Source organism: Brenneria alni, from assembly GCF_003666245.1.
Classification (GTDB): Bacteria; Pseudomonadota; Gammaproteobacteria; order Enterobacterales; family Enterobacteriaceae; genus Brenneria; species Brenneria alni.
Genome location: NZ_MJLZ01000043.1, coordinates 21,730 through 34,552 on the forward strand (window position 1 = coordinate 21,730; position 12,823 = coordinate 34,552).

Consider the following 12,823-nt stretch of genomic DNA (forward strand, 5'->3'; position numbering starts at 1 on the left):
TTATGCACAACCATGATATTGGCGGGCCAGCCCAGCCTCTGCTTATAGGGCAGAAACTGGTCAAGCATTTTCCGGTTAAAGGCGTTTTGGGGAAACGTACATTGGTACGTGCGGTAGACGGTATTGATTTTACTGTACTGAAAGGTGAAACCCTTGGTGTGGTGGGTGAATCGGGGTGTGGTAAATCCACCACCGCCCGCATACTGATGCAATTGATTGAACACGATAGCGGCGAGTTAATTTTCGATGGACAATCTGTCGGCAATCACGCATTGCCGCTGCGCAGCTATCGGCGTCAGGTGCAAATGGTGTTCCAGGACAGCTATTCCTCGCTGAATCCGCGTCTGACGATGGAACAGTCCGTGGCGTTCGGTCCTTTGGTTCATGGCGTCGGTAAACGGCAAGCTCAGGAGCGCGCACGTGACCTGATGGCACGCGTAGGGCTGGAACCGTCACGTTTTGCCGGGCGTTATGCTCATGAGCTATCAGGTGGGCAGCGACAGAGGATGAATATCGCCAGGGCATTGGCCGTGGATCCCCGGCTGGTGATCCTCGACGAAGCCGTATCCGCGCTGGATAAGTCGGTAGAGGCGCAGGTCATCAATTTGTTATTGGATCTGAAAGATAGCCTGAACCTGACCTATGTTTTTATCAGCCATGATTTACATGTGGTGCGATATCTTTCAGACCGTATCATGGTGATGTATCTTGGGGAAGTGGTTGAAATTGGGCCTGCGGAGGCCCTTTTTTCAACGGCCCGGCACCCTTATACCCGCGCATTACTCAGTTCCATGCCATCGATGGATCCCACCCGGCGAACGCTGAATTCACCTTTATCGGGCGATCCGCCGAGTCCTATCGAACCGCCGTCTGGCTGTCGTTTCCATACCCGTTGTCCCCATGCCGAGGCTATTTGTCGTCAACAGAAGCCGCGGTTATACACGGCGGCACACCATCATTCCGCCGCTTGCCTGATGATTGAACCGGGGGCCGGACATTCACAAAGCCCTGCCGACATTATTCTGATTAAGGAGGCATGAATGGCAGTTCAACCCATGATTAGCGTTCAGGATCTTAATGTGCGTTTCCGGCGAGGTAACCAGACAGTATCTGCGGTAAATGGCGTTAGCTTTGATGTCGAGCGCGGCGAGGTTCTGGCGATTATCGGGGAGTCGGGTTCGGGTAAAAGCGTCACGTTGAGAGCTTTGATGCGTCTTCATCCTGAGCGAACGACTACCATCGAAGGCCGGATTCATATTGCCGGGCAGGATGTGATGTCGCTGTCAAAAAGGCAGCTACAGGACTTACGTGGCCCGGTGGCGGCAATGATCTTTCAGGAACCCTTATTAGCGATGGATCCGGTTTATACCGTTGGCGAGCAAATTATCGAGGCGCTACGCCGGCATCGCCGGCTTTCCCGCAATGAGGCCCGGCGTGCGGCATTGGAAGCTTTGCGCCGTGTACGCATTCCAAGTCCAGAACAACGGCTTGAGGCCTATCCGCATGAAATGTCCGGCGGTATGCGGCAACGCGCCATGATCGCGCTGGCGTTATCCTGCCAACCACAGTTGCTGTTGGCAGATGAGCCTACGACCGCACTGGATGCGACGGTGCAAATACAGATTCTGATCCTCTTGCGAGAGTTACAGCAGGCGCTGGGCCTGTCGATCATTTTCGTTACCCACGATATCGGCGCGGCAGTAGAGGTGGCTGACCGTGTTGCCGTGATGTATGGCGGGCGCATCGTTGAACAGGCTCCTCTGGCGGCGCTATTGGACAATCCCCGGCATCCTTACACTCAGGTATTACTCGGAACCCGACCTAAAGCCGGGCTGACGAAAGGCGAACGGTTGATAAGCATACCCGGTTCTCCCCCAGACCTGACCCGTCTGCCCGCGGGTTGCGCTTTTGCGCCTCGCTGTCCCTGCGCCAGCGATCAGTGCTGCGGCCAGGTACCCGTTATCCAGAATGTCACGGACGGGCATCAGATCCACTGTCATCACTGGATGACAAACCCCGTATTGACGATTAATTAAAGGAACGGCAATGCAAGATAATGCTTTCGCTTTTATGCCCTATCCAACCGTTGCAGTCGATCACTCGCCCAGTGGTCCGTTGTCCGGGTTTACCTTCGCGGTTAAAGATTTGTTTGATGTGGCTGGTTATCCGACCGGGGGCGGGAACCCGCATGTTCTTGCCATGTCGGGGATAAAACAGCGCACGGCGCCAACGGTACAACGGTTGCTGAATGCGGGCGCTAAATTTGTGGGGAAAACACATACCAACGAGATGGCATTTTCCATGAGCGGCAAGAATGTGCATTATGGCACTCCGCGTAATGGCGCGGCGCCTGAGCGTATTCCCGGCGGGTCGTCATCGGGGTCGGCTTCGGCGGTATCTAATTATCTGTGTGATTTTGCCCTTGGGACAGATACTGGTGGTTCGATCCGCACACCGGCGAGTTACTGTGGTTTGTTTGGATTACGCCCCAGCCACGGTCGGATTTCGCTGGAAGGTTGTCAGGAACTTTGCCGCAGTATGGATACGGCGGGGTATTTTACCCGTGACGCTGAATTGTTCGCGTTGGTGGGGGAATGTTTGCTGGGCGAAGACGACGCGCCGTTGCCGCCGCAGCCGGATTGGGTGATCGGCGATGCGCTGTTCGCGCTGCTGTCCGACGCCTCGCAAACGGCGTTGCGGCCCGCGCTGGAAAAAATTAAAGCGGTCGCCGGCGAGCTGCCGCTGCTGTCCGCAGACGGCGATCTGCCTTCACTGGAAGATGCCTATCAGGCGTTTCGGTTTATCCAGGGGCGTGAAGCCTGGATGGCGCATGGAGAAGCGATCACGCGTTATGGTTTCGTATTGGGGCCGGATGTCGCCGGACGCTTTGCCTGGGGCGCACGAGTGACGGATGAGCAGTACCTCAAAAGCTGCCGCGTGCGCGAACAGTTGCGCGAAACCTGGCAGGCGCTGGTGGGGAATCGGATTCTGGTGTTGCCCACGGTGCCGGACATCGCGCCGCTGCTGAACGCTGATGAGGCGGATATCGAAGAAACCCGCCGTTTGTCCCATCACCTGTTGGTGTTCGCCGTACTGTGCGGGATACCGCAGATCAATCTGCCGCTGGCGCAGAAAGAGGGCGCGCCGCTGGGCGTTTCCCTGATTGGCCCGCGCGGCAGCGATCTGAGTCTGATTAAAGCCGCCGCACGGGTCACGGCATGTTGATAAAATAGATGAGGCGGGGCCGCTTGCCTGTGATAGCTAGCCCCGTTGACCTTTGCCGCCATCCTTTATTGTTTCGCCTTTACTTATTTTCTGCGCCAGGTATCAGCCCCTCCGTTGAATACTGATAAATCAACATAGATCACACTTTGGTTACATGGCTGCGACTGGTTTTGATTTAATTATCAATATTATCAATTGGTTGTATTTTGAAAAATCATTATATGTGTATTATATGTGTAAAATTATACATTGGTCACAATTCCTTTCTCTGTCTCATGTTGTAATCCTTCTCACCAATACCGAGAGGAATACCCATGAAACATATGATGATCTGCTGTGGCGCCGGTGTAGCAACCAGTACCGTAGCGTTAAATAAGTTGCAGGACTTTCTGAAAAAAGAAAACCTGCTCGATAAAGTCCGTATTTCACAGGGGACGGTCGCCGAAGCAAAAACACGTGACGACATAGATTTCATCGTTTCCACGTCGCCTGTGGCACATGCTGTTCCGGTAGTTAACGCTCTACCGCTGTTAACCGGCATGGGCATCGATAAGGTTTTCAGTAGCGTGAAAGAATTAATTCTCGCCGAGGGTTAAGCAATGTTTATTATCGATTATATCGTCAGCTTAGGGGCGTCAGTCATGATGCCGCTGATCTTTATGTTTCTTGGCTTGATATTACGTCTGTCATTGAGCAAAGCCATCAAAGCGGGGTTGATGGTGGGGATTGGCTTTATTGGATTGAGTATCACTGTGAATCTGATGATCGATTCCCTGACGCCTGTCAGTCATGCGCTGGTGGAACGTTTTGGTCTTAACCTCAATGTGCTTGATGTGGGTTGGCCCGCCGCTGCGGCAGTGGCTATGGGAACGCGCGTCGGCGCATTGGTTATCCCGGTATGCGTTGCCATCAATGTGCTGATGCTCTATACCAAAACGACCCGCGTCCTGAATGTCGATATCTGGAATCTGTGGCACCATGCTTTCACCGGCTCGCTGGTGGCGATTATCACGGATAGCCTGTGGCTGGGGGTTTTTGCCGCCGGACTTAACTGCATTATTACGATGGTCATTGCCGACCGTACCAGCGGTGATGTGGAAAAGTATCTCAATCTGCCGTCAATTTCGGTACCGCACGGTTTCTCCGCATCATTTGTACCGGCGGCCTGGCTGGTCAATGCCATTGTTGACCGTATTCCGCTGGTGCGGGACATTAAGATTGACACTGAAGTTATTCAGAAGCGCCTGTCGATTCTTGGCGACCCGGCATCTCTTGGCGCAATCATCGGGGCATTACTGGGGATTATTGCGGGCATTGAAGTGAAAGCCATTTTACAAACCGCGATCACTATGGCTGCTGTGATGACCATCATTCCCCGTATGGCGAAGATGCTGATGGAAGGGGTTTACCCTATCAGCGAGCGTATTCAGGAAATTGCTCAATCACGCGCAGGCTCTTTCGGTAAAATAGCGATTGGTCTGGATTCAGCGGTCAGCGTGGGCCATCCGGTAACACTGTCGGTTTCGATGCTGATGATCCCTATTATGCTGGTGCTGGCAGCTATCATCCCTGGCAACCAGTTTTTACCTTTCGCTTCCCTTACCGGTTTACCCTTTGCTTTTGTTCTGGTCACCGCCGTTTGCCGTGGCGACATGTTTCGCACCTTGCTGACAGGGTTGCTGACGCTAAGTCTGGCGCTACTGATCGGGACCAGTCTGGCGCCAATCGTGACCAGCACCGCAGTCAGCACCGGTTTCTCATTACCTCAGGGCACAACCAGTATCAGCAGCGTGGACTACGCCGGGGCAATGTTGCCGTGGGCTATCATTCAGGCTTTCAACTTTAAGGTCATTGGTGTTGCCATTCTGAGTCTGGGCACCATCATGCTGGTCTTGTGGAACCGCCGTAAACTGGCGCAGGAAAATGAGCAAATGACCGAGGTTACAGCAGAGGCGGGGAAATAATATGTTTAGCGCAGCACGTATCTTTAAGTTTACTGAGGCCGTCACCCGGACAGCCTTACTCACCCGCCTTGCGGAAAGCCTGCTGGCGGACGAACGGGTGAAGAGCAGTTTTACCGAAGGCGTATTATCCAGGGAAAAGGTTTATCCTACCGGGATCTTCATGGAGACGCATAGCATTGCGATCCCCCATACCGAGTTTGAACATGTCAACCGCACCGGTTTCGCGATTGCCATTAACCAGGCGGGTATTGAGTTTCATCGCACAGATGAACCGGAAGAGGTCGTTATACCGGAAATTATTGTGATGATGGCCATTGATAAGACCTGTGAAAAGGTGGCGATTATTCAATCCTTATTTGCGTTATTGGCCGATTACGATCGGGTTAACGATATCAGCAAAATGGCGCCAGAGGCGATTGCAAAAGTATTCACTGATGCTATCGTCACGCAGTAATATAAGGATGTTATACCCAACGAGGTAGTCACAATCACAGAGGGACAAGATGTTACGAATCAGCGACGTCATTGAGTTAGCGATGGTAAGCCGTAAAACCATCTATAATGCAATCAATAGTGGCCGGTTGAAATATCAGCTGGTGGATGTTGATAACCGTCAGGTTCGTATGTTCCACGAAGAGGATGTGTTTGAAGCCTTTCCGAAAACGGGCCGTGCTGTCCTGCACGAGCAGGAGATGCAGGTGCTGCGGGAGGAGGTCGCTTCCCTAAAGTTTGCGCTTGCCGAATTGCAAAAAGCGGTCAACGCTATGGACCCGGCCAACGAGTACGAAATGACGTCGATTAAAGGGCAGCCGAAAACTGATCCTACCCGTAAATAGCGGACATTAAGGCCGTGTTGGTTGTCGCCGGGCAAGATCAGTTTACAAGACTTTCCTCTGGCATTATCCTGATCAGGGATTAATGAAAAATTAATCCCAACCTTTTGATTTTAAACGACTCGGGGTGCCCTTCTTTGTGAAGGCTGAGAAATACCCGTACCACCTGATCTGGATAATGCCAGCGTAGGGAAGTCACGGTATGCCAACCGGTTGCCGCCTTCTTGCTCGCCGGTTGGGGGAAAAATGAACGCTCGACCTGTCGATTTACCGGCTGCCCATGCGGCGGCGTCGCTAACGCAACTTTATGCGTTGTCTCCCTTAGTGCACTGTCTGACCAATGATGTGGTGCAATCATTCACCGCCAACGTATTGCTGGCGCTCAATGCGTCGCCCGCGATGGTGGTGGAGCCTGCGGAAGCCGCACAGTTCAGTGCGCTGGCCGATGCGCTGCTGATCAATCTCGGTACGCTGGAACGGGATCGCGCTGATGCCATGTTGGCGGCGGTTAACAGTGCCAATCAGGCGGGTACGCCGTGGGTACTTGATCCGGTTGCCGTGGGTGGGCTGACTTTCCGTACTGAATTTGCCCGTGAACTGTTGTTATTGAAACCCGCGGCTATTCGGGGAAATGCTTCCGAGATTATGGTGTTGTCCGGGTTGAATACGCAAGGACGCGGCGTGGACAGCACCAACGACTCATTAACCGCGCTGCCTGCCGCCCAAGAACTGGCCTGCCGACTCTCCACGGTTGTCGCGGTGACGGGTGACGTGGACTACGTGACGGATGGGATACGTGACTGGGCGATTACCGGCGGGGATAAAATCATGACCCGCGTGGTGGGAACCGGTTGCGCATTATCCGCCGTAGTTGCCGCTTTCTGTGCACTGGAGGGGGATCGCCTACAGCATGTGGCGACAGCTTGTTATGTCATGTCGCTGGCGGGGAAGCAGGCGGCAATGCAGGCTCAGGGGCCGGGGAGTTTTGTTCCGGCCTTTCTTGACCGGCTTTATCACTTGCGCATGGAGGATCTGGCATGAAACGCATCAATGCGTTAACTATTGCCGGAACCGATCCCAGCGGCGGGGCGGGTATTCAGGCCGATTTGAAAACGTTTTCAGCGCTGGAGGCTTATGGCACGTCGGTAATTACCGCGCTGGTGGCGCAGAATACGCGGGGCGTTCAGTCGGTCTACCGGATTGAACCGGCATTTGTGGCGGCCCAGCTTGATTCCGTACTGGGCGATGTGCGAATCGACAGCGCCAAGATCGGGATGCTGGCGCAGGCTGATATTGTTGACGTGGTGGCTGAACGATTGCGTCATTACGCCGTACCTTATGTGGTGCTGGACACTGTGATGCTGGCCAAAAGCGGTGATCCGCTGCTATCAATCGATGCAGTGGCGTCGATCCGGCGTTTACTGTTACCTCTGGTATCCTTAATTACACCTAACTTACCGGAAGCGGCTGCCTTGCTTGATTGCTCACCTGCCAGGAACGAGCAGGAAATGTGCACTCAGGGGCAGGCGTTGTTGCGTATGGGGTGCCAGGCGGTGTTGATGAAAGGCGGGCACTTGAGTGAGGAAGAAAGCCCGGACTGGCTGTTTAGCAAAAACGCGGAGCCGCTGCGTTTTACCGCCCCCCGTATCAAGACGCGGCATACACATGGCACCGGATGCACTTTATCTGCCGCGCTGGCAGCCTTGCGTCCGCGACATGACTCATGGGAAAGCACGGTGAGGGAAGCGAAAGATTACCTGCAACAAGCATTACAGCAGGCTGACTCGCTGGAAGTGGGGCAGGGTATCGGGCCGGTTCATCATTTTCATCGCTGGTGGTGAGCGTGCAGGATAAACAATAAGAAAAACTCATGGATTAAGCGGCCTGAATGCCTGGACATCCTGATGTGCACCCGGTAATTTTGCTTACAAATAAGCGGGTTGTCTCCCTTATGGATACTAAGGGTGATAATCTGTCGGCAGCAAAATATAACCAATCATTGGTCAGCATATCAGGTGTGAGGGAATGAGTATGGCGGGTTCAACACGCAGCATTAAGGTTTCGAACGGACTCCAGACGATACTCAATATTGGATTGCTGATATTGGCTACCATTCTGGTGATCTTTCTGGGGAAAGAAACTTACCATCTGGCGCAGGTATTATTGATCACCAATGAGAAAGAGTCGTCTTATCAACTGATTGAAAGCATCGTCATCTATTTTTTGTATTTCGAGTTTATTGCGTTGATCGTGAAGTATTTTCAGTCGGGATATCATTTCCCGCTGCGCTATTTTGTTTATATCGGCATAACGGCGATTATCCGGCTGATTATTGTCGATCATAAAAACCCGTTCGATACGCTGATTTACGCCGCCTCCATTCTGTTACTGGTCATTACACTGTACCTGGCAAACAGCAACCGCCTGAAGCGTGAATAATCTGTCTCCGGGCCGGTGCCCGGAGCGTGTTCAGCGCTTGTCTGGTTATCCCAGCAGAGAGCATTGTGGCGGTAAGCGGCAGTTAATCGCCGCTGGGATAACTTCGATATAGAAACGTTTTGCCTTTAGCGGCTCGCCATCCAGGTTAAATGTCATGTCATCCGGCGCAGTGATTTCCAGCCAGGGCAGGGTGGCGGAAATCATATTTTGATTCCCGCTGCCGGTAAACCAGGCCTGTAACATATTGGGAAAGAGTTCCTGCGCTGACAGGACACTCAGTTCCAACAGGCCGTCATTCACTAATGCCTCCGGGCAAAGTTGTTGACCGCCGCCGGCCTGACGCCCATTGCCCACCGCAATAACCAGCGTATCGCCTGACCAGTTAAAATCCGGGCCGCGGATTTCGCAGCGTTCGGCTTGCAGCATATCCATACGCAACAGCGCATGGAGAACATAGGACGCACTGCCCAGCGCCGATTTCATTTTGGCTGGCGTTTCTGTGGTAATTCGGGTGGCAAATCCGCCAGTCGCCATATTGATGAAATAGTGCTCGTTATTCACTTTGGCTAAATCGATGGCTGTCGCTTTGCCTTTGATTGCCAGCATCAAGGCTTTGGGTAAATCCAGTGGGATCTGGCAACTGGTGGCAAAGTCATTGGCGGTTCCCAGCGGAATAATCCCCAGACAGGGACGTACCGTTTTAGGTTGAACCGCCAACGCGCCAGCAACTTCATTGATCGTACCATCACCCCCGGCGGCGATGACATTTTCGGTTTTTAACCGGACGGCTTCTTCCACATAACGCCTTGCGTCACCAAATTCCCAGGTAACCCTGACATGCAGGGTGTATCCATCCTGACGCAACTGTTCAATGGCCTGACGAAGCGCTTCATTGCCAGCACTTTTCCCATTTAGAATTAGCAGAGTGACAGGGGATTGATCCATGGAATTCAATTCTCCAAACGTTTTCCAGAGTATAGGCGGCATAGTAGGTGCTGAATCTTCAGCGCTCCATATCATAATGATTAATTGTGCCGACAGATATCAGAAAGTCTGCTGAAGGGTAGTGGCGGCGATAAGTCATTGCGGCTGCACGGCAGGGGGAAAAACGAAAGTCGCGGCAAATAAAGAAAAAGCCAGCTCAAGGGAGATTGAGCTGGCCAAGGAGGTGGTTCCTAGTAGTATTACTACGCTTATTTTTCGTTCTATATTTTCTCAGCGAAGCAATGATAACCAGAAGGCTCTCTAATTGATGTGATCTGATTCTAATATTTATTAAAAGCCACATCATTTGTGGAGCATTCTGCTATTTTGCGTTCGGATTGCGTGTTGTGGTGCCCGGCAGATTGCGCAGCAGCAGCGCATATTCCAGCTCAATTTCCTCTGGAACCGGCAAATAGACGATATGCCCGTTGCCCGGCGCGACGTCAGCCGCCTGCCCTTTGGCATTTTGCATCGCTTCAATGGTGAATTGAATATTCCCTCCCGGCGTCATCATTTCTACGCTGTCGCCGCAGGAAAATTTGTTTTTCACCGCGACTTCCGCCAGCCCATCACGGCGCACGCCAGTGAATTCACCGACGAATTGCTGCCGGTCGGACACCGAATAACCATAGTCGTAATTTTGGTAATCCTCATGCACGTGGCGGCGCAGAAAACCTTCGGTATAGCCACGGTGAGCCAATCCTTCCAGCGTTTGTAACAGGGTGGGATCAAAGGGTTTGCCAGCGGCGGCATCATCGATAGCGCGGCGGTATACCTGTGCGGTACGTGCGCAGTAATAAAATGATTTGGTTCGGCCTTCAATCTTCAGCGAGTGAACCTGCATTTGCGTCAGGCGCTCCACATGCTGAATAGCGCGCAGATCGCGTGAGTTCATGATATAGGTGCCGTGTTCGTCTTCAAAAGCGCTCATGTATTCGCCGGGGCGCTGATTTTCTTCCAGCATAAAGACTTTATCGGTTGGCGCACCAATACCCAGCGTCGGTTCCACATTTTTTACCGCGATAGGTTCATGCTGATGAACGATATTGCCGACCTCATCTTCTTTCCCTTCCTGCACGTTATATTCCCAGCGGCAGGCATTGGTACAGGTTCCCTGATTAGGGTCACGCTTGTTAATGTAGCCGGAAAGCAGGCAGCGACCGGAGTAGGCCATACACAGCGCGCCGTGAACAAAGATCTCCAGCTCCATCTCCGGCACCTGGCTGCGGATTTCGGCGATCTCTTCCAGCGACAGCTCGCGGGAGAGAATAACGCGGCTCAACCCCATTTGTTGCCAGAATTTCACCGTCGCCCAGTTGACGGCGTTGGCCTGAACGGAGAGGTGGACCGGCATAGACGGAAAGTTTTCCCGCACCAGCATAATCAGCCCCGGATCGGACATGATCAGCGCATCCGGCTCCATTTCAATTACCGGTTGCAGGTCGCGCAGGAAGGTTTTCAGCTTGGCGTTATGCGGCGCGATATTCACCACCACATAGAATTTTTTACCCAGTGTATGGGCTTCATTAATGGCCTGCGCCAGCGTCTGGTGGTTGAATTCGTTATTGCGCACCCGCAGGCTGTAGCGAGGCTGACCGGCATAAATTGCATCAGCGCCATAGGCAAAGGCGTAACGCATATTTTTCAGCGTGCCAGCCGGAGAAAGAAGTTCCGGTTTAAACATGATGTCTCTCGATTCTGATCACAAGTCAGGCTGCTCCCAGCGGGAGCAGTAAAGGCGGGGATTCTAGCGCTTATGAACAGAAAAAGCAGCAGACGACCTACAAAAAGTAGGCCTATTGACCACGTTTCCTCAGCGGGTGACGGCAACCACCGACTCGCCCAGCGCGGCACGGTTATGCGGGCGATGTAAATCAACCACCGGGCCTAACGGCACAATACCGGTCGGGTTCAGCCACAGAATGCCGTAATAACCGGCTTTAATATGGTCGATATTGACGGTCTCCTGTACGCCGGGCCATTGGTAAAGCTCGCGCAGGTAGTTCGACAGATTGGGGTAATCTTCGATACGGCGGAGGTTACATTTGAACGCGCCATGATAGGCAACATCAAAACGGATTAGGGTCACGAACAGGCGCCAGTCGGCTTCTGTCAGCGTGTTGCCGGCAAGGTAACGATGCGTCGTCAGATGCGCCTCTACCTCATCCAGTGCACAGAACAGGGTGGTTGCCGCCTGATTATAGCTTTCCTGCGTTTTAGCAAAGCCCGTTTTGTAGACGCCGTTATTGATGTTGTGATAAATGGTTTCATTCCAGCGGTCGATGTCGGCACGCAACGCGGACGGATAGAAATCGAGACGGTTGCCGGTCAATTGATCAAAGCCAGCGTTCAGGATACGGATGATATCCGCCGATTCGTTGTTAATAATGCGTCCTTCCAGACGATCCCATAACACAGGAACCGACACTTTTCCGGTGTAATATTTGTCTGTCGCGGTATACAACTGATGCAGAAAACGGACAGGGCCAACCTGTTCGCCCGCATCCTGTGGCGTGCTGAATTCCCAGCCGCTATCGCTGATTTGTGGTTCTGCAACAGAAAGCTGAATGATGTTTTCCAACCCTTTAAGCTTGTGGAAGATTAATGTGCGGGAAGCCCACGGGCAGAGATAAGAGACAAAAAGCTGATAACGGCCTTGCTGTGCAACAATTTCGGTCTGGCGAAATGTTGTTTCCTGACGATGGAATGCCCCGTTCTTTATCTCTTCAGCCGCGACATCGCCGTTAACCCATTTACCATTCACTAAACCTGACATCACGTCTCTCCCGGAATCTGATCGCTATTACAGTGTGGTAAGCCTATCAGCCTGAGGTAAAGAAAAAATGATAAATTTTTAACTAAGTCAGACAGATTTTTTGATGTGGATAGAGGATAGCGATTCAAAAAAATTACCTGTTGCTACATCATGGGCATATGATCAGAAAAGTCTTTTTCAATAGACGCATTCATATTGATATTGCTCAGACTGGGTAAACGAATTAAGGGGGGCAACTTCGTTGACTGTTACCGAAGATGGGGATGTGGTTGCAAGTATAACAGTTTTTTTATTATTTTTTCTATAATTATTTTTTTTGCGTATTAAAGGTTGAGAGTAATTAATATAATATACGCATGATTACGGTTATAAAGTTATTTATGTTTAGGTCGATGTTATTTAAGTTTTCATTATAGATAATGAGAGGGTTTTTATTTGGATGTGAGTTTTTTGACTATTAACTTGGTTGTTAACCATGATAAAAATAATGCTATTAATATAAGAAAGATAATTAATGAATCTAAAGACGAGTCCATTATGTGAAATGGATCGGTTGATTTTGCCACAAATAAGTAAGTTTTTTCAGGTAGGTGTTTAAATAC

Annotated in this window: 13 protein-coding genes and 1 riboswitch; of the genes, 10 read left to right on the forward strand and 3 right to left on the reverse strand. The window is 51.8% G+C overall.

Going from position 1 to position 12,823, the window contains the following annotated elements:
• The first annotated feature begins 2 nt into the window (after window positions 1-2).
• The 10 genes from BIY29_RS16335 to psiE all read left to right on the forward strand — a co-directional run bounded on the left by BIY29_RS16335 (window position 3) and on the right by psiE (window position 8,461).
• A complete protein-coding gene (locus BIY29_RS16335; RefSeq protein WP_121576122.1) occupies window positions 3-1,040 on the forward strand; it encodes an ABC transporter ATP-binding protein in 1,038 nt (345 codons plus the stop codon).
• Window positions 1,041-2,036 carry an ABC transporter ATP-binding protein gene (locus tag BIY29_RS16340; RefSeq protein ID WP_121576123.1) on the forward strand — a complete coding sequence of 332 codons (996 nt, stop codon included), beginning with the start codon at window positions 1,041-1,043 and terminating at the stop codon, window positions 2,034-2,036.
• A gap of 10 nt (window positions 2,037-2,046) precedes the next feature.
• Window positions 2,047-3,225, forward strand: a complete 1,179-nt coding sequence (locus BIY29_RS16345; RefSeq protein ID WP_121576124.1) for an amidase — start codon at window positions 2,047-2,049, stop codon at window positions 3,223-3,225.
• Window positions 3,226-3,539: 314 nt separating this feature from the next.
• Window positions 3,540-3,821 carry a PTS sugar transporter subunit IIB gene (locus BIY29_RS16350; protein WP_121576125.1) on the forward strand — a complete coding sequence of 94 codons (282 nt, stop codon included), beginning with the start codon at window positions 3,540-3,542 and terminating at the stop codon, window positions 3,819-3,821.
• Between the two features lie 3 nt (window positions 3,822-3,824).
• Complete coding sequence (locus BIY29_RS16355; protein ID WP_121576126.1) at window positions 3,825-5,189, forward strand: PTS galactitol transporter subunit IIC; 1,365 nt, start codon at window positions 3,825-3,827, stop codon at window positions 5,187-5,189.
• 1 nt (window position 5,190) lies between these two features.
• Window positions 5,191-5,643 (forward strand): PTS sugar transporter subunit IIA, encoded by a 453-nt coding sequence (locus BIY29_RS16360; protein WP_121576127.1) that lies wholly within the window; start codon window positions 5,191-5,193, stop codon window positions 5,641-5,643.
• Between the two features lie 49 nt (window positions 5,644-5,692).
• A complete protein-coding gene (locus BIY29_RS16365; RefSeq protein ID WP_121576128.1) occupies window positions 5,693-6,025 on the forward strand; it encodes a MerR family transcriptional regulator in 333 nt (110 codons plus the stop codon).
• Between the two features lie 110 nt (window positions 6,026-6,135).
• Window positions 6,136-6,232, forward strand: a riboswitch (TPP riboswitch).
• 36 nt (window positions 6,233-6,268) lie between these two features.
• Complete coding sequence (thiM, locus tag BIY29_RS16370) at window positions 6,269-7,063, forward strand: hydroxyethylthiazole kinase (protein WP_121576129.1); 795 nt, start codon at window positions 6,269-6,271, stop codon at window positions 7,061-7,063.
• Window positions 7,060-7,863 carry a bifunctional hydroxymethylpyrimidine kinase/phosphomethylpyrimidine kinase gene (thiD, locus tag BIY29_RS16375; protein WP_121576130.1) on the forward strand — a complete coding sequence of 268 codons (804 nt, stop codon included), beginning with the start codon at window positions 7,060-7,062 and terminating at the stop codon, window positions 7,861-7,863. The genes thiM and thiD overlap by 4 nt, the downstream gene beginning before the upstream one ends.
• A gap of 190 nt (window positions 7,864-8,053) precedes the next feature.
• The gene (gene psiE, locus BIY29_RS16380; protein WP_121576136.1) at window positions 8,054-8,461 is read left to right on the forward strand and encodes a phosphate-starvation-inducible protein PsiE; all 408 of its coding nucleotides are present in this window, start codon (window positions 8,054-8,056) and stop codon (window positions 8,459-8,461) included.
• 45 nt (window positions 8,462-8,506) lie between these two features.
• Here psiE and yegS read toward each other — a convergent pair whose 3' ends face one another.
• From yegS to BIY29_RS16395, 3 genes are all read right to left on the reverse strand, one after another.
• Window positions 8,507-9,406 carry a lipid kinase YegS gene (gene yegS, locus BIY29_RS16385; protein WP_121576137.1) on the reverse strand — a complete coding sequence of 300 codons (900 nt, stop codon included), beginning with the start codon at window positions 9,404-9,406 and terminating at the stop codon, window positions 8,507-8,509.
• Between the two features lie 361 nt (window positions 9,407-9,767).
• On the reverse strand, window positions 9,768-11,129 hold the full coding sequence (trhP, locus tag BIY29_RS16390; RefSeq protein ID WP_121576131.1) for a prephenate-dependent tRNA uridine(34) hydroxylase TrhP: 1,362 nt from the start codon (window positions 11,127-11,129) through the stop codon (window positions 9,768-9,770).
• Window positions 11,130-11,258: 129 nt separating this feature from the next.
• Window positions 11,259-12,221 carry a glutathione S-transferase family protein gene (locus tag BIY29_RS16395; protein WP_121576132.1) on the reverse strand — a complete coding sequence of 321 codons (963 nt, stop codon included), beginning with the start codon at window positions 12,219-12,221 and terminating at the stop codon, window positions 11,259-11,261.
• Between the last annotated feature and the right edge of the window lie 602 nt (window positions 12,222-12,823).

What these genes read in the sequence shown, in the direction of transcription:
- BIY29_RS16365 (WP_121576128.1), top strand. Translation starts at nt 5,693, where the DNA reads ATGTTACGAATCAGCGACGTCATTGAGTTAGCGATGGTAAGCCGTAAA.
- psiE (WP_121576136.1), top strand. Translation starts at nt 8,054, where the DNA reads ATGGCGGGTTCAACACGCAGCATTAAGGTTTCGAACGGACTCCAGACG.
- BIY29_RS16360 (WP_121576127.1), top strand. Translation starts at nt 5,191, where the DNA reads ATGTTTAGCGCAGCACGTATCTTTAAGTTTACTGAGGCCGTCACCCGG.
- BIY29_RS16395 (WP_121576132.1), bottom strand. Translation starts at nt 12,221, where the DNA reads ATGTCAGGTTTAGTGAATGGTAAATGGGTTAACGGCGATGTCGCGGCT.
- BIY29_RS16355 (WP_121576126.1), top strand. Translation starts at nt 3,825, where the DNA reads ATGTTTATTATCGATTATATCGTCAGCTTAGGGGCGTCAGTCATGATG.
- thiM (WP_121576129.1), top strand. Translation starts at nt 6,269, where the DNA reads ATGAACGCTCGACCTGTCGATTTACCGGCTGCCCATGCGGCGGCGTCG.
- yegS (WP_121576137.1), bottom strand. Translation starts at nt 9,406, where the DNA reads ATGGATCAATCCCCTGTCACTCTGCTAATTCTAAATGGGAAAAGTGCT.
- BIY29_RS16350 (WP_121576125.1), top strand. Translation starts at nt 3,540, where the DNA reads ATGAAACATATGATGATCTGCTGTGGCGCCGGTGTAGCAACCAGTACC.
- BIY29_RS16345 (WP_121576124.1), top strand. Translation starts at nt 2,047, where the DNA reads ATGCAAGATAATGCTTTCGCTTTTATGCCCTATCCAACCGTTGCAGTC.
- BIY29_RS16335 (WP_121576122.1), top strand. Translation starts at nt 3, where the DNA reads ATGCACAACCATGATATTGGCGGGCCAGCCCAGCCTCTGCTTATAGGG.
- trhP (WP_121576131.1), bottom strand. Translation starts at nt 11,129, where the DNA reads ATGTTTAAACCGGAACTTCTTTCTCCGGCTGGCACGCTGAAAAATATG.
- thiD (WP_121576130.1), top strand. Translation starts at nt 7,060, where the DNA reads ATGAAACGCATCAATGCGTTAACTATTGCCGGAACCGATCCCAGCGGC.
- BIY29_RS16340 (WP_121576123.1), top strand. Translation starts at nt 1,041, where the DNA reads ATGGCAGTTCAACCCATGATTAGCGTTCAGGATCTTAATGTGCGTTTC.